Source organism: Actinoplanes sp. TFC3 (assembly GCF_001553785.1).
In the GTDB taxonomy this organism is placed as follows: Bacteria; Actinomycetota; Actinomycetes; order Mycobacteriales; family Micromonosporaceae; genus Actinoplanes.
This window is the reverse complement of sequence record NZ_LOJP01000001.1, coordinates 2624443-2644137: the sequence shown is the minus strand read 5'-3', so window position 1 is coordinate 2644137 and position 19695 is coordinate 2624443. Positions and strand designations below refer to the sequence as shown.

Here is a 19695-nt window from a genome sequence, read left to right as displayed (position 1 = left end):
TTGCAGACAGTTCAAACAGAAGCGGGAGCCTTTCCGGCCACCTCGCCGACCGTGGCCAGCTCGGCCAGCCACAGCTCACCGAGCCGGCGACCCTGCGCCGGGTCGAGCACGTCGGTGCGGAACCAGATCCGCGCGCCCAGACCCCGCTCCAGCCACAACTCCAGGGTCAGCTCGAACGCGGAGTGGTGATGGCGGGGAACCGAGGCCGCGCAGTGCGCGCCGTCGATCACCAGGGCCGGGGCCTCGTAGTTCTGCACCACGAAACCGGCCTGGCAGAACGGATTGCGGTCACGCGGGCGCGGCGCACTGTCGCGCAGCAACCGCTCGATCGGCATGTACTGGAAGCGCAACGCGGTGGCCAACTGCTCGGCCGCGCGATGCAGATCGGTCAGCGGGCCGGCGCCGGGGACCGCGGTGAACCGGGCGGCCACCCCGGAGGTGAAGCAGCCGATCACGTCCTCGGCCGCCGCGATGGTGCGCCCCGCCACCGGGATCCCGATGGCGAAGTCGTCAGCGCCGGTGAACCCACGCAACGCGCGTACCCAGGCGGCCAGCAGGGTGGCCTGCACCGACCCGCCGACCGTCGCGGCGGCCCGCTCGGCGGCCTCGCGCAGGCCCTCAGGCACCGGCACCCACACCTCGCCGACCTCACCGGTGGCCGCGCCCGGCACGGTGCCCAGTGGTAGATCGGGCACCCCGTCCAGCTCCCGGGTCCACTGCCACAGCCGGTCGCGTTCCGCCGCGGACTCACCCTGATCCTGGGCCAGCCACGCCTGCCGGTAGTCGGTGGGCTCACCGGCGGTCAGCCCACCGGCGTAGGCCGCGGACAGCTCCCGGCAGAAGATCGCCCCGGACCAGCCGTCGAACGCGGTGTGGTGCACCGAGAACGTCAGCAGATGCGACTGCGGTCCGGTGCGCAGCAACAGCCCCCGGATCGGCAGATCCACATCGAGGCGGAACGGCAACTCCAGGAACGCCCGGGCCCGATCGGCCGCCTCAGGCTCGGGGCATTCCTGCACGCTCAGCAGATCCGGAACATCCTGCGGGCCGGCGACGACCGGGCGGATGCCGCGCCGGCCCTCGCGTAGCAGCCTGGTGCGCAACGCCGCATGCCGCCCGACCACGCTGCGCAGCGCCGCGGCGAGCAGCTTCGGGTCGAGCGGCCCGTCGATGCGGTGCTGCACCGGGGTCAGCCCGTCACCGTTGCCGGGACTGCGAACCTCCAGATACCAGAACCGCCACTGCGGCACCGGCAGATCGGCCTGCCAGCGCGACGCCGACCGGCTCTGCGGCCCGGCCTCGGTGGTCGCGGTCACCAGCTCGGCCATCGACCGCGGGGTCGGGTGGTGGAAGATCTGCGCCGGGTTCACCTTGACCCCGGCCAGCGCACCCAGACGGTGCGCGATCCGGATCGCGGTGATCGAGGAAGCGCCGGCGTCGAAGATGTTGGTGTCCCAGCCGACCGGCCCGTCCAGCAACTCGCGGACCGCGCTGAGCACCTCGCCGTCCTCGCCGGAATCCGCGGTGGCCGCCGGGGCTGCTGCGGCCGTGGCGATGCGGGCCGGCTCGGCCAGGTCGGCCTTGCCGTTCGCGGTGACCGGCAACCTGGGCAGGCTGATGACCAGATCGGGGACGTAGCCGGCGGGCAGCAGATCGGTGACGGCGGCGCGCACGGCCGTACCGTCCTGGGTGGAGACCACGCAGGCCACCATGCGCTCCACGTTCCCCGCCGAGCCTGCGGTGCGGTACGGCAGCGGCACCACCACGGCCGCCCCCACGCCGGGAATCTCCTCCAAGGCTGTTTCCACCTCGGCGGGCTCCACCCGTACCCCTCTGAGCTTGAACTGACGGTCGCGTCGCCCCGCAATGCGCAGCAGGCCGTCAGCGCCGATCCAGCCCAGATCCCCGGTCAGATAGACCCGGGTCGGCGATCCCAGCTCCAGCACCGGAAACTTCTCCGCGGTGGCCTGTGGATCGCCCAGATAGCCCAGCGCCAGGCCCGCACCGGAGATCGCGATTTCGCCGCGCACCCCGGCGGGAACGGGCTGGCGATCCTCGCCGAGCACATGGACTCCCGTGCCCAGCACCGGGCGGCCGATCGGCACCTCGCCGTCGTCGCGGAAACCGTCAAGGGGAAACGTCGTGGTGAAAATCGTGGACTCCACCGGGCCGTACGCGTTGTGCACGGCCACCCCGGGAACCTCGTCCCGGCACCGGCGCAGATGAGCGGGGGAGACCCGCTCGCCGCCGGTGATCACGGTGCGCGCCCCGGCGAACGCCTGCACCTCGGCGTCGACGAGAGCGTTGAACAACGTGGTGGTCACAAACATCGTGTCCGCCCCGCGCGCGATCGCCGCTCGCAGGTCGTCGGGTCCCAGGTACCGGTCGGGGTGGATCACCGTGACACCACCGCTGGTCAGCGGCGCCCACACCTCCATGGCGAACGCGTCCCACGGGCTCGGTGCGGCCTGCAGCATGCCGTGCCCCGGGCCCACCGCCAGCACCGGGTCGAAGGCCACCCGCAGGATGGCCCGGTGCCCGGCCAGCACGCCCTTGGGCGCGCCGGTGCTGCCCGAGGTGAAGAGCACGCAGCAGGCGCCGCTGGCGTAGGTGGGTGGCGGGGTCGCTTCGGACGCGGTGCGCAGCACCGGCACCGCAACACGCGGTAGCTGCGAGCGTCCGCTCGGGGCACCGACACACAGCCGGGCGCCGGTGCGCGCGGCGATGTCGGCGTACCGGGCGTCCGGCCAGCCGGCGTCCACGATGCTGTAGACGGCGCCGCACATCAGCACCGCCAGGATCACCTCGACCAGCTCGGCGCCTCGCGGCACATCCACCAGCACCACGTCGTCCGGGCTTACCCCCCGCTTGTGCAACCCGGCCGCGATCCGCTCCGCCGAGCCCACCAGCTCGGCATAGGTCATCGACACTGAGCCGGCACGCACCGCCGGGGCCTGCGGCGTCCGCCGGGCCCAGTGCCGCACCCACTGCTCGAGGCGCCGATCGTCGCCGGGCATCGGCGCCCCGGCCAGGCCCGCAACGGTTGCCCCGGCGCTCATTGCTGCACCTGCGCGATGCGTTGCAGCTCGCCCATGTCCACCTTGCTGTTCGGGGTCAGCGGGAATGCAGCCACCAGCGCCCACCGGGCCGGCACCGCGTATGGCGCCAGCGTCTCGGCGCAGAACCGCTTGAACTCGGCCACCGCGTCGTCCAGCGGCTCGGCCAGCACCACCCCGGCCAGCACCCGGCGGGTCGCGTCGTCGCCGTCGGTGGTGCCCACCACGACGTCGGCGATCGCCGGGTGCGCCGCGATGCGCTCACGGATCTCGCCGAGTTCGATGCGGAACCCGCGCACCTTCACCTGACCGTCACGGCGACCGAGGAACCGCAGCCGGCCGTGGGTGTCCCAGCGGGCCAGGTCACCGGAGCGGTAGAGCCGCGGCCCGGTGCCCGGTTCGCCGCCGTCGATGTCGAGGCGGCCGAACGCGGCCTTTGTCCGTACCGGATCGTCGAGGTAGTCGATCGCCACGCCGGGCCCGAGGCAGCAGATCTCGCCCACCCCACCCGGCGGCACCAGACCGCCCGCCTGATCCAGCAGCACGATGCCGGTTCCGTCGATGGGACCGCCGATCGGCAACTGCTCCTCCACCTCGGCCGGGTCGGTCATCGGGTACTGGGTGGCGATCACCGTGCCCTCCGTCGGCCCGTAGGCATTCGACAGCACCAAGCCCGGGAAGCGCGTCAGGATGTCGCGGACCGGCTCGACCGGCACCACATCCCCGCCGACCAGCAGGATGCGCATCGTTGCGAACGCCTCCGGGCGGTACCCGGCGACCGCCCGGAACAACGCGGTGATCAGCAACGAGGTGGTGATCGCGTGCTCCTGCAGGAAATCGGCCAGCAGCCCCGGCTCGGGCAGCGCGTCCGGGAACGCCTCGATCGACGCGCCGTTGGCCAGCGCCGGGAAGATTTCCAGCACCGAGGCGTCGAACGACAGCGGCGCCACCCGCAGCATCCGGTCGTCGGGGCGGATCGGCAGGTGCACCGAGCGGTCGGCCAGCCGGGTCACCCCGCGGTGCGCGATCCGCACGGCCTTGGGCAGCCCGGTTGAACCTGACGTGAACACCAGGTACGCCACCCGGCCCGGGTCGTTGCCGACCGGCGCCGGTGCCTGCGCGGGCAGCGTCGCAGCCACCGCGGGACCGTCGACCGGCTCCAGCACCGGGCACGTCAGGGTCAGCGCCGCCAGCCGCTCCCGCCGGTCCGCGGTGGCCAGCACCACCGCGGGCCTGCTCAGCGCCAGCATGTGCGCCAGCCGGGCCGGCGGGTTCGCCACGTCCAGCCCGACGTAGGCGGCACCCAGGCGCAGCGTGCCCAGGATCGCCACGGTCTCGGCGATCGAGCGGGGCACGGCGATCGCCACCACGTCACCCTCGCCGACGCCCTGAGCGGCCAGCGCCACCGACTGGTGCGCCGCCGCGGTCATCAGGTCCCGGTAGGTGATCGACCGGCCGTCGGCTTCGCGCACAGCAACGTTGTCCGGGTGCCTCCCGGCGGCCCGCGAGATCAGCTGCCACAGGTCGTCGGGGCGCTCCACGTCCGGGCCGTTGCGCACCGCGTCGAGGATCGCCCGCTGCTCGCGGGACATGCCGCGCACGGTGCCCAGTGCGGCTTCCGGGTCGGCGGACAGGTCGGCCAGGGTCGCCTCGTACGCGGTGGCCAGCCCGAGCGCGTCCTGTGTGGTCAGGGCCGAAGTCGCGTACTCCAGCACCAGCTTGGGTACCTTGTCCCAGTGCTGCACGAACAGCGACGCATCCGAGGCGGCCCACCCGGCGTACGACTCGTGCACCGTCGCGGTCAGCTCGCCTGCGGTGATGTCGGCCGGCAGGATCTGGTCGTGCGCGGAGAACCCGATCTGCGCCAGCGGCATCCGGCGCCCGTCGACCACCGCCTGCAACGAGCGGGCCAGCTCACCGATCGGCACGTCGGCGAACTCCACCGACTCGACCAGCGACTGCGCGGTGGACTGCAGGTATTCGCGCACCGGGCGGTCGTCGCGCACGTCGCAGCGGATCGGCACGAGCGCGGCGCACGGAGCGATCAGGTCGATCAGCCTCGGGTCGGTACGCCGGCTGGTGGCCGTACCGATGAGGAACCGGGACTGCCCGGTGCGCCGGGCGATGACCAGCTGCCACGCGGCGAGCAGCACCGCCGTGCGCGACACCCCGGCCACCTTGGCCAGCATCTCCGCGCCTTCACGGGCGGCCGCGCCGAGCCCGAAACGCAGCCGGTCGCCGCGGAAGTCGAACTGGTCGGGGCGCACCGCGTCGGTCGGCAGCTCCACCACCGTGGGGTAGTCGCGTAGCTGCTCCACCCGGCGCGCGGCGAGCCCGGCCAGCCGTCCCGATGCCAGGCCCTCGGCCCGGCGTACGGCCAGCAGCTCCGGCGTGGACGGCTCGCTCAGGGGCACCGGCGGCCCACCGGCCAGCTCCCCGTAGACGTCGAGCAACTCGCGGGTGAGCAACCCGATCGACCAGCCGTCGGCCAGCGCGTGGTGGAACACGAAGGTCAGCAGGTGGTGTTGCGGTGCGAACCGGGTGAGCAGGAACATCATGGGCGGGCGGCCCAGCGCGGCGGTGAAGTGCCGGCTGCCGCGGTCCAGCGCGCTGTTCACCATTTCGACCGGGCTGCTGGTGGCCGGCGTTGGCGCGTGCTGGCGGATCACCCCGGGCAACCACTCCGGCAGCACCCGCCGGCTCCAGCCGTCGCCCTCCTGGCGGAACGCCGTGCGCAGCGACTCGTGCCGGGCGATCAGCCGGTGCACGGCCTCGGTCAGCGTCGGCACATGCAGCGGGCCCGTCAGCTCCAGCCCGAACACCTGGTTCTGCGACCCGTCGCCCATCAGCGCCTCGGAGTGCAGGAAACCCTGCTGCTCGGGCACCGGCTCGAGTTTCCACCGGGGATCGGGATCGAGCGCCGGCGCGGCCGGTCTCGCGGTGGCCTCCGACACGGCCGCCAGCGTCTCGGCGAGCGGCGTGAACCCCAGCAGCCCGAGGACGTCGACCGCGCGGCCGAGTTCGCTCTCGCAGCGCACGGCGGCCTTCATCGCGTCGAGGGAACTGCCGCCGAGTTCGGTGAACGATGCCGTCTGCGCCCGCCGGACCACATCTTCGACCGGGCGGGACAGCACCGCCGACATGATCTCCACAAGCGGTGTGATGTCTGTGCCCACGTGTCCTCCGACCATCGTCTGGAAGCCCGGAGGCGATTCCGGGTCCGCGCGCAGCCTCGCGGGCGCGGATCGAAGCCCGCTCGATTACCGCGGCGATCGCCGGGCTCGACCCGCGCCCGAGCCGCACGCGGCACGCTGTCCGGCAACCTGAGGATGGAGCCGCCGTGCGGATGATGTTCGTGACCTGGGCCTGGCCCACCCACTTCTTCCCGCTGGCCCAACTGGCCTGGGCGGCCCGCGCGGAGGGCCACGAGGTCGTCGTCGCGGCCCCGCCCGAGCTGAGTCCAACGATCACCGCGGCCGGGCTACCCGCCGCCCCGGTCGGCGCGGGCCTGGACATCCGCCCGCTCGCCGGGCGCTTCTTCGCCTCGCTGGTCGAGCGGGCCACCCCACTGGAATGGTCGGAGATGCGCGCGTGGGGGCCGGGCAACCTGGCCACCTACCGCAAGATCGCTGCGGCGATGCTCGACGACACCGTGGCCTACGCCCGCGCGTACCGGCCCGACGTGGTGGTGCACGACCCGACCAGCTTTGCCGGGCCGATCGCCGCCGCGGACACCGGCGCGTTGCCGGTGCGCCACATCTGGGGTGCCGACTACACCATCCGGACCCGCGAGTTCGAGGCGGCCGCGCTGGAACCGCTGTGCGAGCGGCTCGGGCTGCCCGGCGTCGACTCGGTCGGTGCGGTCACCGTGGACCCGTGCCCGCCCGGCATGCAGGTGCCCGCCCCGGTGCGGCGGCTGCCGGTGCGCTACGCGCCGTACAACGGCTCCGCCGAGGTGCCGCGCTGGCTGGTCGAGCTCACCGGCCGGCCCCGCGTCTGCGTGCTCGGCAGCACCGCCGTCGCCTACTTCACCGACCGGCACGTCAGCCCGCTGCCCGTGGTCACCCGCGCGCTGGCCGGCACCGGCGTGGAGATCCTGGCCATCGGCGCCGAGCGTGACCGGGGCACCCTGGACGCCGGCGCGGACCAGGTCCGTCACGTGCCGGCTACCGCGCTGCACCTGGTCCTGCCGCACTGCGATCTGCTGGTGCACCAGGGCGGCGGGGGAGCGATGATGACCGCGCTGGCCGCCGGGATCCCGCAGGTGACGCTGCCGTTGTTCACCGATCACGTGTTCAACTCGCGCCGGCTGGCCGCGGCGGGCGCGGGCCGCTGGATCTTCGCGAACACCGCCGACGTGACCCGCGTACGCCGAGAGCTCCTCGATGTCCTGCACACCCCCGGCTACCGCGCCGCGGCCCGGGCGCTGGGCGCCGAGATGGCCGCCCAGCCCGCAGCCGCCGAAGTGGTCGCCCGCCTCGCCGAGCTGAGCACCAGCCCCGAAAGGATCTGAACCCGATGCGCATCCTGTTCACCACCCACCCGGCCAGCGGCCACCTGCGCCCCCTGGTGCCGATCGCACATGCGGCGCTGCGCCAGGGCCACGAGGTTGCGGTGGCCGCCCCGGCCGTGCTGGGCGCCGAGATCGCCGGGTACGGCCTGACCCACCTCGAAGCCGGCTATGACTGGCGGTACGAGGTCTACGACATGATCCCGCCCGGGTACGCGGGCTTCGGGCTGCTCGATGCCGCGGAGGCGTTCACCGCGCTCGGGCGCCCGCTGACCGAGGCCTTCGCCGGGCACATCGCCCGGGGCACCGCGCGCGACTTGCTCGCCGCCACCGCCGCTTTCAAACCCGACGTCATCGTCCGCGAACTCGACGAACTCGGCGGCTACCTCGCCGCCGAGGCCCTCGGCGTGCCGCACGTGTCGATCGCCTCGTTCGGCGGGCTGGACGACGTGCGCCCCGAGGTGCTCGGCCCGATCCTCGACGCCGGGCGCCACGAGCTGGGCCTGCCCGCCGATCCGCGCGGTGAGCGGCTCTACGGCCACCTGCACGCGAACTTCCTGCCCCCGCAGTACAGCCCGGCCGAGATGATCCTGCCGAACACCCGCTGCTACCGCCATCCCAACGCCGAGCAGCGCGACGGGCACCTGGACGCGGAGCTCGCCGAGCTGGACCTGAGCCGCCCGTTCGTGTTCGCCGGCTTCGGCACCGTGGTCTACAACCTGCCCGGCTCCGACACCCTGGTCGACTCCACGATCGCGGCGCTCGGCGAGGTGGACTGCACAGCGGTGCTCGCGGTCGGCTCATCGGGGCGCACGCAGCGCACCCGGCCCGTACCGCCCAACGTGCACCTGGTCACCTTTGTCGAGCAGGCCCTGATCCTGGAGGGCTGCGACGCCTTTCTCACCCACGGCGGGCTCAACAGCATGAAGGAGGCGATGCGGCTGGGCGTACCCATGCTGGCCGTGCCGCCGCTCGGCGATCACCGGCACAACGCCGCCCAGGCCGAAGCCCTCGGCATCTCCCGCACCGTGCCGCTGGCGCAGGCCACCGCGCCGGCGTTGGCCGCCGCGCTGAGCGAGGTGCTCACCGACCCGGCGTACCGGGTGCGGGCCCGCCGCCTGCAACGCCACATCCACGCCCAGCCCCCGGTTGACGTGCTGATCGATGACATCGCTGCGCTGCTGCGCTGACGCCTTGGAAAACCACAGCCGCCGTCCTCCCCGGGGGAAGACGGCGGCTGCTCACCACCAAGGGTCTTCAGGACAGCAGGTTGGCCTTGAGCGCGGTGACGTCGGCGGCGTCGAGGCCCAGACCGATCTGCACGAACGTGGCCCAGTCGCCGTAGATCTCGTTGACCTTGGCGAACGCCGCGTCGAGGTACTCGATGAACAGGTACTGCCCGCCGAGGGTCTGGTTGCTGCGCAGGAACTCCGAGTTCACCTGCGCCCGCAGCACCCCCAGCACGGTCATCAGCACCGCCGCGGTCCAGCCGCTGCGCGCCGACCCCGAGTCGCAGCTGAAGATCAGCGGCATGCCGCCCTGGATCGCCAGCATCCGCAGCACCGAGCCGACCGAGATCACGCTGGAGGTGAACGACACGTACGACTGGAACTCCGCCGTCGTGGCAGCCGTGATCTGACCGGCGACCGGCGGGGCGAACGGGTTGTCCTCGGTGTCGTTGCCCACCGGGGCGAGCCACGGCTTGACCGTGCCGACCTTGCCCTTGCCGAACAGGTAGCGTTCGGCGTCGTTGCGCAGATCGAAAGCCCACTTCACGTTGAGGGCGGCTAGCTGGCGGGTACCGGTGGCGCTCAGCGCGGCCAGCGAGCCGGAGCGGAACACCTTGCCGTTGCGCAGCGTCTTGCCGTCGGCGGTGGTGTAGCCGCCCAGGTCGCGGGTGTTGGCAGCGCCGTCCAGGGTGACCGCGGTGCCGGGGGAGCGTTTGGTGCCGTCGGCGGCGAAAGCGGGGGTGATCCGCAGCGCGGGAACGGCGGCGAGGCCGAGCCCCGCGGCGCCGGTGGCGAGCAGCCGGCGCCGGTTCAAGGTAACTGTCATGGTCGTCCGTTCTATGGGGGTCACCGGGGTTTGCGCCCGATGACGAGGGTGTCGGTGGAACCGAGGGGGAGTACCTCGGTGGTGGTGCAGCCGGCCGCGGCCAGCCAGTTCTGGCAGTGCGACGCGGGGTATTCGGAACCGCCCTCGGTGACCAGCAGCATGTTCAGGCTGACCAGGGTGCGGGGCAGGTCGGCAGGCGTTTCGGGAAGCATCGCGTCGTAGACCAGCAGGGCCCCGCCGGGCGCAACGGCGGCCCAGGCGCGGGCGATCAGCGCGGCGCGCTCCTCGGGCGACCAGTTGTGCAGGACGTGACCGAGCATCACCACGTCGGCGGTGGGCAGCTCGTCGCGGAAGAAGTCACCGGCGTGGAAGGTGGCCCGCTCGGCCACGCTCAGGGCCGCCGTGTGCTCGCCGAACGGCTCGGCCATCGGCGGCAGGTCGAACACGGCGCCGTGCAGGTGCGGGTAGGCGCCGAGCAGCCGGCCCACCAGGTTGCCGCGGCAGCCGCCGACGTCGAGCACGCTGGCGTGCGCGGTCCAGGAGAAGGCCCGGATCAGGTGCGGCGCGACCAGGCCGCTGGCTGAGTCCATCATGGTCAGGTACGGCCCCCGCTGCGCCGGATCGGCCAGCATCTGCAGGAACGCGCCGGGTCCGGCCCCAGCGGTCTGCGGCTGCCCCGTGCGCAGCGCCGCACCGAGGTGCCCCCACGCCGGGTACAGCATCCGCGACGCCCGGCGCAGGAAGCCGCCGATGTAGCGCGGGGTGCCCGGCACCAGCGTCTCGGCGGCCACGCCGGTGAGCGTGTACACCTCACCGGTCAGCTCGATCAGCCCGAGCAGCACCAGCCCGCTGAGGAAGTCGTTGACGCCGCGCCCGGCCAGCCCGAGCCGCTCGGTGACCTGCTCCTGCGTGGACGGCCCGTGCCGGTCCAGGTCGGCGAACAGGCCGAGTTCGTCGGCGGTGAGCAGCAGCTGGGCGTGGCAGAACGCGTTGGCCAGCCGCTTGACGTCGGTGGGGCTGCGCAGCGCGGCGGTGGCGGGGGCGGGAGCAATCGTCATGACAGGCTTCCTTTTCGAACGCGGGGACAAGATCAGCTGAGGGACAGGGCGGCGAGGGCGTGCGCCACCAGCGCGGTGCAGGCCAGCGCGGTGCGCAGCAGGTGCCAGCGCCGCCACGCCGGACGGGGGTCGGCCCAGCCCGGCGGCAGGGTTCCGGCGGGCAACGACCGGACCCGGCGATTGATGGGTACGTTGCCCAGCTGGGAGGTCACCGCGACGCCGGCCTGCAGCAGCGCGGCCAGCAGCAGCAACACCCGCGCCGGGCCGCCCAGCGCCAGCCCGGCCGCCACGTCGGCGGTGCTGGTGAGCAGGACGATGAACGGCATGACCCGGTCGAAGCCGGCTCCGACGACCCGGTGGATGCGCACGTAGTCGGGGGCCGGGACGGCCGCGAAGGCCGGGACCACGCCCACCGCGACGCCGAACAGCGTGCCGGCGAGCAGCCCCGAGCCGATCAACGCGCCCGCCAGCAGGGTGGCCACGGTTGCTGACATGCTCACCTCCGCAGGGTCAAGGCCGACTGTGCACGTCCGGCGTCCACGCGGAGTCGATCGGCAATCGAATGATCGGCTTCGATCTCGGCATCCCACAGGTCGGCGACCGCGCGCTCGATCGAGCGCCGCGCCCGCCAGCCCAGCAACCGCGCCGCGGTCCACGGGTTCACCGCCAGCCAGTCGGCGACCGCCCCGGGCGACGAGGGCGCATCGCTGCGCTCGTCCACCTGCGCGGGTATGCCGCTGGCCGTGATCAGCCGGTCGACCAGCTCGCGGACGCCGATGGCAGTGCCGCTGCCGATGTTGATCAGCTGCCCGGGCCGGCCGTGTACCGCGGCGGCAACCACCGCCTCACCGAGATCGCGGACATCCAGGTAGTCGCGCCGGGCGTGCAGCGGGGCCAGCACGATGCGAGCCGTGGACCCCTCGCGCCGGGCCGTGCCCAGTGCCTGGGCCACCTTGCCGAGCAGGCTCGCCGGATCCACGCCCGGACCCACCGAGTTGGTCACCCGCAGCACCACCGCATCCACCCCGGCAGCCCGCTCGACTGCCCGGGTGGCGTGCAGCTTGGCCGCACCGTAGGGGGTTGCGGCGTCCACGGGCGAGCTTTCGTCGAGCAGGGTCCGGCCGGACACCGCGGCGTACTCCATGACGCTGCCGAGGTGGATCAGCCGGGCGGGGGAGCCGAGCAGGGGCCAGGCCGCGAGCAGCCGCTCGGTGCTGCCGGCCAGCGCGTCGTGCAGGGCCGCACCGGTCAGCCCCCAGTAAGCGCCGGCGGCGTTGACCACCACGTCCGGCTCGGTGCGTTGCAGGGCCGCGGCCAGGGTGCCCGGGGCGGCGTCGAGGGTGATGGGGGCGTACGGGAAAACGGTTGTGGGGTGTGGGCGCCGGGCCGCGACCGTGACCTGCCAACCGGCCGCAGCGAAAGCCCCGGCGATGTGCCGTCCGGCGAAGCCGGTGCCGCCGAGGACCGTGACCCGGCGATGGCGCGAAAATGTCACAGCGAGCTCCCTGAGGTGAGGTACGAGGCGGACCGGATGTCATCGGCCAGGGCGGCCTGATGCCGGGAGTCGCCGCCCGGCGCGACCCCGGTACGGACCTGGGCAACGAACGCGCTGAGGCAACGGGCGAACTGGTCGTCTGCCCCAAGCTCCAGGGCATGGGAAGCGCCGGACCCGCTCTGCAACCACACCTGCGGCGTCATCTCGGGCGGTGTGGTGAACGCCCGTTCCACCCGGATCGACCCGCGGGTGCCGGTCAGCTCGTAATGACAGCGGTACTCACCGTCCATGCCGAACTCCAGCCGCGCCTCCACGCCGCCCGGTCCGCGCAACCGGGCTGTGCCGCCCAGATCGACGTCGCGGACCGGGTCGTGGCGCAGCGCCGCGGAGTCCACCCGCAACCCGGACCCGAGGTGCAGCAACGCCGCCCGGACCGGATAGACCCCCTGATCCAGCAGCGAGCCACCGCCCAGCGCGGCCTGATAGCGGATGTCGCCATCGGGCCGCGGGGGAACACAGAACGAGGCGTGCAGGCTGCACAGCTCACCGATGCGGCCCTGCGCTACCAGCCGGGACACCGCCGCGTGCTGGGAGTGGAACGGAAAGGTCATGTTCTCGGCCAGCACCAGCGAGCGCCCGGCGGCCAGGCGCAGCAGCCGTACGGTGGTCGCGTGATCGACGGCCAGCGGCTTTTCCGCCAGCACGTGCTTGCCGGCGAGCAGGCACCGCTCGATCCACGGCCCGTGCAGTCCGGCCGGCAACGGCAGGTACACCGCGTCGACCGCCGGGTCGGCCAGCAGCGCGGCATACGAGCCGTACGCCCGGACCCCGTGTTCATCGGCCAGCTCCACGGCCCGCGGGAGCACCCGGCTGGCCACCGCGACCAGCGCGGCCTCGCCGGGGATCGTGGCCAGCGCCGGCAACGTGCGGCGCACCGCGATGTCGGCCACGCCGAGCACCCCGAAGCGCAGCGGGCTCAGCACGCCGCACCCAGCCCGGCCAGCAGGCTGCGCGCCTGCACGTTGACGTAGTACGGGTGCAGCAGCAAGGCGCGCAGCTGCCCCGGGGTTACCCAGCGGAAGCCTGGTGGCTCGTCCAGCGGGAACCCGCTGCCCACCTCGATCACCTGGTAGCGGTTGGTGGCGTGGTGGAACCGGCCGCCCTCCTCGGACTGCACGCTGTCGTAGCGCAGCGCCGCAGCGGGCGCGCCCAGCACCTCGTCAAGAAAGCGGGGCCGCAGATGCGCCGGCTGCCCGGCGAAGTTGCCCGGCAGAGCCTGGAACGTCGGTGCCAGCTCGGCCACGTCGCGTACCCCGGCCTCGACCTTGGCCTGCACGAGCAGGTGCGGCACCCCGTCGATGACCCGGGTCAGGAACGCCGCGATGCCCGGCCCGACCGGCGCGATCAGCGGCTGCGTCCAGCGGCCCACCTCCCGGTTGCCGGCCGCCGCCTCCACCGCGATGACCTCGAAGAACCGGCCGTCGTCGTGCCGGATGGCCTCGGCGGTGCGGTGCCAGCCGGCGATGTCGCGCAGCGCAACGAGTTGCTGGTGCAGCTCGGCGCGGGCCTTGACGTCGGTGAGCCAGCGCAGCAACGCCCCCGTGGAGTGCAGCGCCGGGCCCTGGTCACCGTCGGGTTCCGGTATGCAGGACAGCACCGAGCGGGCGTCCATGTTCACCACGTTGTCGGTTCGCAGCAGGGTTCGTACCTGGGCAAGGGTCAGCCAGCAGAAGTCGGGATGCTCCGGGACGTCCTCGGTGACTTCCACGATCATGTTGCGGTTGCGTTTGTGCAGGAACCACGAACCCTGCTCGGATTGCAGCACGTCAACGAGGACGCGCGCCCGGCCCGGCTGGGTGAAGTAGTCGAGGTGGGTGATCGGGCGGCCCCGGTGCACGCCCACATAGTTGCTGCGGGTGGCCTGCACGGTGGGCGACAACTGGACCAGACCCACGTTGCCCGGCTCCATCTTGGCCTGCATCAGCAGGTGCAGCACCCCGTCGAACTCCTTGACGGCCAGCCCGAGGATGCCGATCTCGTGCTGCTGGATGATCGGCTGCATCCAGCTGTGCGGCGCGCCGCTGCGCACGCTCAAACCCTCGACGGTGAAGAACCGGCCGGTCTCGTGCACCAGGTTGCCGGTGGCCGGATCCTCGCACCAGCCGCGCAGAGCGCCCAGCGGGATCCGCTCGACACCGAAGCGGGACGCTCGGCGCCGCCAGGTGAACCACTCGCCGAACTGCTCGTCGCTCAGCACCGCACCGGGCGAGCGCGCCGACGCGGCGAACCGGTCGGCGAGAGCGGGACGGGTGAGCACCGTCGGTCGTGCCATGAAAGCCTCCTCCGGCTCGGCGCGGGTCGCCGCACCAGAGTCGGGGGTCGCCGTCGAAGCCTGGTGGAGCGCGGGGTTCGACCGGCTCTCCAACCACCGCACCTACCGTCGCGCGGCATGGCAGACCGCATGTACACCAGCCGTAGCCTGGACATCCACGAGCTTGAGATCCCCGACGTGTTCGTGCTGACCTCGCACGTCTTCGCCGACGAGCGCGGGCAGTTCGTCGAGTCCTACCGCGAGGACGCGCTCAGCGAGGTCCTCGGCCGCCCGTTCCGCATCGCGCAAACCAACCACTCTGTGTCGCACGCCGACGTGGTCCGCGGCGTGCACAGCGCCCGGGTCCCGCCCGGCCAGGCGAAAATCGTCAGCTGCCTGCGCGGCGAGATCCTCGACATCTCGGTGGACCTGCGCGTGGGCTCACCCACCTTCGGCCGGCACCTGGCCGTGCGGTTGCGCGCCGGCGACCCCCAGGCGGTGCTGCTGGGTGAGGGCATCGGGCATGCGTTCCTCGCCGTGCGCGACGACACGCTGGTGCAGTACCAGTGCTCGACCGGATACGTGCCCAGCGACGTGATCGCGGTCGACCCGCTCGATCCCGACCTGGCGTTGCCGTTCGCCGGCCGGACGGACCTGATCCTGTCGCGGGTCGACGCCGAAGCGCCGTCGCTGATCGAGTCCGTCCGGCGGGGATTGCTGCCGTCGTACGCCGACTGCCAGGCCCTGACCCCTCAGGCGGCCACGGCCGCCGCGGCGACCAGCCGGCTGTAGGGACCGCCCGCGGTGCGCAGCTCGGCCGGCGGGCCGAGCTCCACCAGGCGGCCCGCGCTGAGCACCGCCACCCGGTCGGCGTCCTCCGCGACCGCCAGCCGATGCGCGATCACCACCGTGGTGCGCCTCCCGGACATCCGCCGCATCGCGTCGTGCACCACCGCCTCGGCTGAAGCGTCCAAGTTGGACGTCGCCTCGTCGAGCAGCAGCACCACCGGGTCGACCAGCTCGGCGCGGGCCAGGCACAGCAGTTGCCGTTGCCCGGCCGACAGCGAGGCACCGCGCTCGTCAAGCACATGGCGGTAACCGCCGTCCAGCCCGGCGATCATCTCGTGCGCCCCGACCCGGCGGGCAGCCTGCTCCACCTCGGCATCGCCGGCGCCGGGCCGGCCGTACGCGATGTTGTCCCGCACCGCCCCGGAGAACAGGTAGGGCTCCTGCGGCACATAGCCCAGCCGCGAGCGGTACACCTGCTCGTCGATGTCGCGCAGGTCCACCCCGTCCACGCACACCGACCCGGCCGCCGGGTCGTAGAAGCGGACGATCAGCTTGGCCAGCGTCGACTTGCCCGACCCGGATTCGCCCACCACCGCCAGGGTTTCGCCGGGGGCCACGTGCAACTCGATGTCCTGCAACGCCACGCGACCGTCGGGGTAGGTGAAACCCACGCCGGTGAAGTCGATGGCGCCGCGGAGCACTTGTGGGCGTACCGGATCAATCGCGGGACGCACGCTCGCCTGCTCGTCCATCAGCTCCTGAACCCGGCGCATCGACACCCGCGCCTGCTGCCACGAGTCGAACAGCGTCGACATCTGCTGCACCGGGGTGAAGAACAGGTTGATGTAGAGCATGAACGCGACCAGCGCACCCACCTGCAGATGCCCGCGCCCGATCAGCCAGGCCCCGGCCGCCAGCACGAACACCGCCGCCACGTCCGCCAGCAGCTCCACGAACGGAAAATACAGCGACGCCAGGCGCTGCGCGGCCATCCGCGCGTCCACATACGCCCGGGTCGTCTCGGCGAACCGGCCCCGGCGGCGGTCCTGCTGGCCGAACACCTGCGTCTCGCGCACCCCGGCCAGGCTCTCGCGCAGGTCCGCGTTCATCTGTGCCACCTGTTCGCGCGCGTCCGCGTAGGGCTTGCTGCTCAACCGCTGGAACACCACCGTCACCAGCACGAACGGCACCAGCACGACCGAGGTCAGCAAGGTCAGCGCCGGGCTCATCCACAGCATCGCGGCCAGCACCCCGGCGAAGGTGAACACCGCCACCACCGCCTGCGCCAGCCCCGAGGAGAACACCCCCGTCAGCGATTCCACATCGGTGATGACCCGGGTCATGATGCTGCCGCCGCGGTGCCGCTCATAGAAATCCAGCGACAACCGCTTGAGATGCGCCCACACCCGCAGCCGCAACGCCACCACGATGCGCTGCCCGAGCCGCCCCGACACCAGCGTCATCGCCCGCACCGCGAGCAGATCGGCCACCGTGACCACGGCCATCGCCGCCACAACGATCAGCAGCACCCGCTGCGATCCGCTGCGCACGCCGCCGTCGATGCCGTGCTCATAGAGATACGGCCCGGCCACGGTGGTTGCCGCGCCCAGCACAAACAACGGGACGCTCAAGCCCAGCGTCCGGCGGTACGGCGCCAGGAACCGGCCCAGCGTGAAGCGGGATTCGTCGTCGGCGGCAGCGGTGTTGATCCGCGGGTCCTCCTCGGCCGCAGGCAGCGTCGCCAGCTTGGCCATCATCTCCGCAGCGGCCGGGCTCACCGGCTTGGGTTGCGGCGTACCCCACGCTCCGGCAACGGTTTCCGCCTCCTTCGCGGCCTCCGCCAGCAGTTCGCCATAGCGGGGGCAGCGCGCCATCAGCTCGTCGTGGGTGCCGTGGTCGATGACCCGGCCGCCGTCGAGCACGGCGATCCGGTCGGCCAAGGCGAGAGTCGCGCGCCGATGCGAGATCACCAAAGTGGTACGGCCACGCGTGGCCGCCCGCAGCCCCGCCACGATCTCGGCCTCCACCTGGGCGTCCACCGCGCTGGTCACGTCATCGAGCACCAGCACCGGAGCCCCGGTCACCAACGCCCGCGCGATCGCGATCCGCTGGCGCTGACCGCCGGAGAACCGCGAACCCCGCTCCCCGGTCTCGGAGTCGTAGCCATCCGGTAGCGCCGCGATCAGCTCGTGCACCCCGGCGGTCCGCGCGGCTGCCACGATCTCGTCGAAGGGCGCATCCGGGCGCCCGTACGCGATGTTCTCGCGCACCGACCCGGCGAACAGGAACGACTCCTCGAACACGATGGCCACCTGGCGGCGCAGCGAGTTCAAAGTGACCTCGCGGACGTCCTGGCCGTCGATGCGCACCGACCCGCTCTGCGCCTCCCGCAACCGGGGTAGCAGCAGCGCGGCGGTGGACTTGCCGGAGCCGGAAGCGCCAACCAGCGCCACCGTTTCCCCGGGAGCCAGGCGCAGGCTGAAGCCGTCCAGCACCGGCTCGGCGTGCGGGTAGCCGGCCTGCACCGCGTCGAAGACCACCTCGCCGTTGCCGACCCGCAACTCGCGGGCATCCGGGGCGTCGGCGATCAACGGCACCGAGTCGAGCACCTCGAAGATGCGCGTGGCAGCGGCGCCGGCCCGTTGCGCCGAGCCGATCAGCCCGGCCACGATGCGCGCCGGGGCCACCAGCATCATCAGGTAGCTGGCGAAGGCGAGAAACGTACCGACCGAGATGCGGTGCTCCAGGGCCAGCCAGCCGCCCAGCGCCAGCACGGCCACCTGACCGAAGCGGGGGATCGAGCCGAACAGCGACTCGTACTTGGCGCTCAGGCGGGTCAGGCGCATCCGGGCGCCGTACAGCTCCCGCGAGCGCTGCACCATCGTGTCCTGCTCACGCTCCTGCTGCCCGAACGCCTTGACGACGCGGATGCCGCCGACGGTCTCGTCAACGGTCTGGGCCAGCTCACCCTCGCGCTGCTGAACGTCCCACGAGGCCGGCTGGACGACCGCGCGCATCCGGGCGGCCACGTACGTCAGCACGGGCACCATCACCAGGGTGACCGTGGCCAGCAGCGGCGACAGGGCCAGCATGGCGATCAGCGCGACGAGCGTGAAGATCAGCGCGCCGAGCACCTGCGGCACGTTGGCCAGCACCCGCACCAGGACCCCGGCATCGGAGTTGACCCGCGACACCAGTTGCCCGGTGGGCAGCCCGTCGCGGGCCGTCTCATCGAGGTGCTGCAGCCGGGTGTGCACCTGGTTGCGGACCTCGTACTGCAGCTCGGCGACGGCACGGGCCTGCCGGTACAGGCAGATCCGCTTGGTGGCGAACACCCCGATGCCCAGCAGCAGGTAGACCACCAGTCCGGGCCAGATCGGCGCGGTGTGCGCGAGGATGGCGTGGTCGACGACCCATTGCTGGGCCAGCGGTGTGGCGGCGGAGAACAACGCGCCCAGCGCGATGAAGCCGGTGGCCACGAGCAGGCCGCCGATCTGCCCGCCGACCAGGTGCAGATTGCGCCGTACGGCCGCCTTGTACCGCCCGTCCGGGCGCCCGGGATCGTGTCGCGGCCACCTCACCGCTGGCTCCCGGCGATCGCGGCCCGCCGGCGCAGCGCATCCATCATCGGCCGGCCGAGGCGGCGGGTGAGCAGGATCAGCACCCCCAGCCCGAGCAGCGTGGGCACCTGGCCGGCGAACACGCCGAGGGTCAGCGGGACGTGGTACACGATCACCACCCGCAGCACCGCGCTGATCAGAAAGCCGATGCCCCAGATCAGGTTGAGCAGCTTGAGCCGCGCCACGAACACCGGCTCGTGCTCCCACGCGCTGCGCCACGCCGCCGCGAGTTCCGGGTCGCCGCGGGTGATGAACGGCCCGGCCACGTCGAATACCAGCGGGCGGCCGGCGAAGGTGGTGATGATGCCGTACGTGCCGCCCAGCGCCGGGATCAGCGCCGACTTGGCCAGGATCAGCCGCGGGTCGCCGGTGATGAACACCAGCGCGATGGTGGCGGCCATGACGATGAGCATGAGCACGGAGAACGCGCTGATCCGGCGCTCGCGCACGGCCAGGTAGAGCACCCGCAGCCCGGCCGCGAGGGCACCGGCGGACAGGGCGATCACCGGCGGCACCCCGAAGATCAGGTACAGCACGATGAAGCTGACCATCGGCGCGGCCATGTCCAGCGCCATTGGCAGGACCGCGGCGAGCCGGCGGCGGCGGTCGCGCGGTGGCACAGCCCGGGGGGCCACGACGGGCCCGGCTTGCACAGCCATGGAAAAGACTCCTTCGGGTACGAGGGGCAGAACGCGGGCAGCCGTCATCGCGCGACGGGTGAGCGCGTCGCGGACCGGTCTGCGGATACAGCTGCGCCCGCCGTCCGGGGGCCGGGGGCGGGCGCAGCTGTATCCGCAGACC

General features: G+C 72.5%; 13 protein-coding genes. 3 read left to right on the top strand and 10 right to left on the bottom strand.

From position 1 onward, the window contains the following. Positions 1-11: 11 nt before the first annotated feature. Positions 12-3059, bottom strand: coding sequence for an AMP-binding protein (locus TFC3_RS11850; RefSeq protein ID WP_067499161.1), 3048 nt, complete (start codon positions 3057-3059; stop codon positions 12-14). Beyond that, positions 3056-6232 (bottom strand): non-ribosomal peptide synthetase, encoded by a 3177-nt coding sequence (locus TFC3_RS11845; RefSeq protein WP_161952582.1) that lies wholly within the window; start codon positions 6230-6232, stop codon positions 3056-3058. The genes TFC3_RS11850 and TFC3_RS11845 overlap by 4 nt, the downstream gene beginning before the upstream one ends. 170 nt (positions 6233-6402) lie before the next feature. Between TFC3_RS11845 and TFC3_RS11840 the strand changes: the two genes are divergently transcribed. Both TFC3_RS11840 and TFC3_RS40165 read left to right on the top strand, forming a co-directional pair. Further along, positions 6403-7569, top strand: coding sequence for a nucleotide disphospho-sugar-binding domain-containing protein (locus TFC3_RS11840; RefSeq protein WP_082771992.1), 1167 nt, complete (start codon positions 6403-6405; stop codon positions 7567-7569). A 5-nt stretch (positions 7570-7574) separates the two neighbouring features. Then, positions 7575-8756, top strand: coding sequence for a glycosyltransferase (locus TFC3_RS40165; RefSeq protein WP_067499156.1), 1182 nt, complete (start codon positions 7575-7577; stop codon positions 8754-8756). Between the two features lie 67 nt (positions 8757-8823). Here TFC3_RS40165 and TFC3_RS11830 read toward each other — a convergent pair whose 3' ends face one another. The 6 genes from TFC3_RS11830 to TFC3_RS11805 are packed head-to-tail and all read right to left on the bottom strand — an operon-like array spanning position 8824 to position 14506. Next, positions 8824-9621: a tyrosine-protein phosphatase gene (locus TFC3_RS11830; RefSeq protein ID WP_082771991.1), complete on the bottom strand. Its 798-nt coding sequence runs from the start codon at positions 9619-9621 to the stop codon at positions 8824-8826. Between the two features lie 20 nt (positions 9622-9641). Beyond that, on the bottom strand, positions 9642-10679 hold the full coding sequence (locus tag TFC3_RS11825) for a methyltransferase (RefSeq protein ID WP_067499152.1): 1038 nt from the start codon (positions 10677-10679) through the stop codon (positions 9642-9644). A gap of 32 nt (positions 10680-10711) precedes the next feature. Beyond that, positions 10712-11173, bottom strand: coding sequence for an anthrone oxygenase family protein (locus TFC3_RS11820; protein WP_067499150.1), 462 nt, complete (start codon positions 11171-11173; stop codon positions 10712-10714). 2 nt (positions 11174-11175) lie between these two features. Further along, entirely contained in the window at positions 11176-12174 is a 999-nt protein-coding gene (locus TFC3_RS11815; RefSeq protein WP_067499148.1) for an NAD(P)-dependent oxidoreductase, read from the bottom strand. After that, complete coding sequence (locus TFC3_RS11810; protein ID WP_201787146.1) at positions 12171-13157, bottom strand: Gfo/Idh/MocA family protein; 987 nt, start codon at positions 13155-13157, stop codon at positions 12171-12173. The genes TFC3_RS11815 and TFC3_RS11810 overlap by 4 nt, the downstream gene beginning before the upstream one ends. Beyond that, complete coding sequence (locus TFC3_RS11805; protein ID WP_067499146.1) at positions 13151-14506, bottom strand: NDP-hexose 2,3-dehydratase family protein; 1356 nt, start codon at positions 14504-14506, stop codon at positions 13151-13153. The genes TFC3_RS11810 and TFC3_RS11805 overlap by 7 nt, the downstream gene beginning before the upstream one ends. 117 nt (positions 14507-14623) lie before the next feature. Between TFC3_RS11805 and TFC3_RS11800 the strand changes: the two genes are divergently transcribed. Next, on the top strand, positions 14624-15277 hold the full coding sequence (locus TFC3_RS11800) for a dTDP-4-dehydrorhamnose 3,5-epimerase family protein (protein WP_236718084.1): 654 nt from the start codon (positions 14624-14626) through the stop codon (positions 15275-15277). Here TFC3_RS11800 and TFC3_RS11795 read toward each other — a convergent pair. After that, the gene (locus tag TFC3_RS11795) at positions 15238-18855 is read right to left on the bottom strand and encodes an ABC transporter ATP-binding protein (protein ID WP_153040200.1); all 3618 of its coding nucleotides are present in this window, start codon (positions 18853-18855) and stop codon (positions 15238-15240) included. The genes TFC3_RS11800 and TFC3_RS11795 overlap by 40 nt on opposite strands. Beyond that, positions 18852-19553 (bottom strand): VC0807 family protein, encoded by a 702-nt coding sequence (locus TFC3_RS11790; protein WP_201787145.1) that lies wholly within the window; start codon positions 19551-19553, stop codon positions 18852-18854. Before TFC3_RS11790 ends, TFC3_RS11795 begins: the two co-directional genes overlap by 4 nt. Positions 19554-19695: the final 142 nt, after the last annotated feature.

Coding starts and splice junctions, on each gene's coding strand:
- TFC3_RS11850 (WP_067499161.1), bottom strand. CDS start 3,059: ATGAGCGCCGGGGCAACCGTTGCGGGCCTGGCCGGGGCGCCGATGCCC.
- TFC3_RS11840 (WP_082771992.1), top strand. CDS start 6,403: ATGATGTTCGTGACCTGGGCCTGGCCCACCCACTTCTTCCCGCTGGCC.
- TFC3_RS40165 (WP_067499156.1), top strand. CDS start 7,575: ATGCGCATCCTGTTCACCACCCACCCGGCCAGCGGCCACCTGCGCCCC.
- TFC3_RS11830 (WP_082771991.1), bottom strand. CDS start 9,621: ATGACAGTTACCTTGAACCGGCGCCGGCTGCTCGCCACCGGCGCCGCG.
- TFC3_RS11825 (WP_067499152.1), bottom strand. CDS start 10,679: ATGACGATTGCTCCCGCCCCCGCCACCGCCGCGCTGCGCAGCCCCACC.
- TFC3_RS11820 (WP_067499150.1), bottom strand. CDS start 11,173: ATGTCAGCAACCGTGGCCACCCTGCTGGCGGGCGCGTTGATCGGCTCG.
- TFC3_RS11805 (WP_067499146.1), bottom strand. CDS start 14,506: ATGGCACGACCGACGGTGCTCACCCGTCCCGCTCTCGCCGACCGGTTC.
- TFC3_RS11800 (WP_236718084.1), top strand. CDS start 14,624: ATGGCAGACCGCATGTACACCAGCCGTAGCCTGGACATCCACGAGCTT.
- TFC3_RS11790 (WP_201787145.1), bottom strand. CDS start 19,553: ATGGCTGTGCAAGCCGGGCCCGTCGTGGCCCCCCGGGCTGTGCCACCG.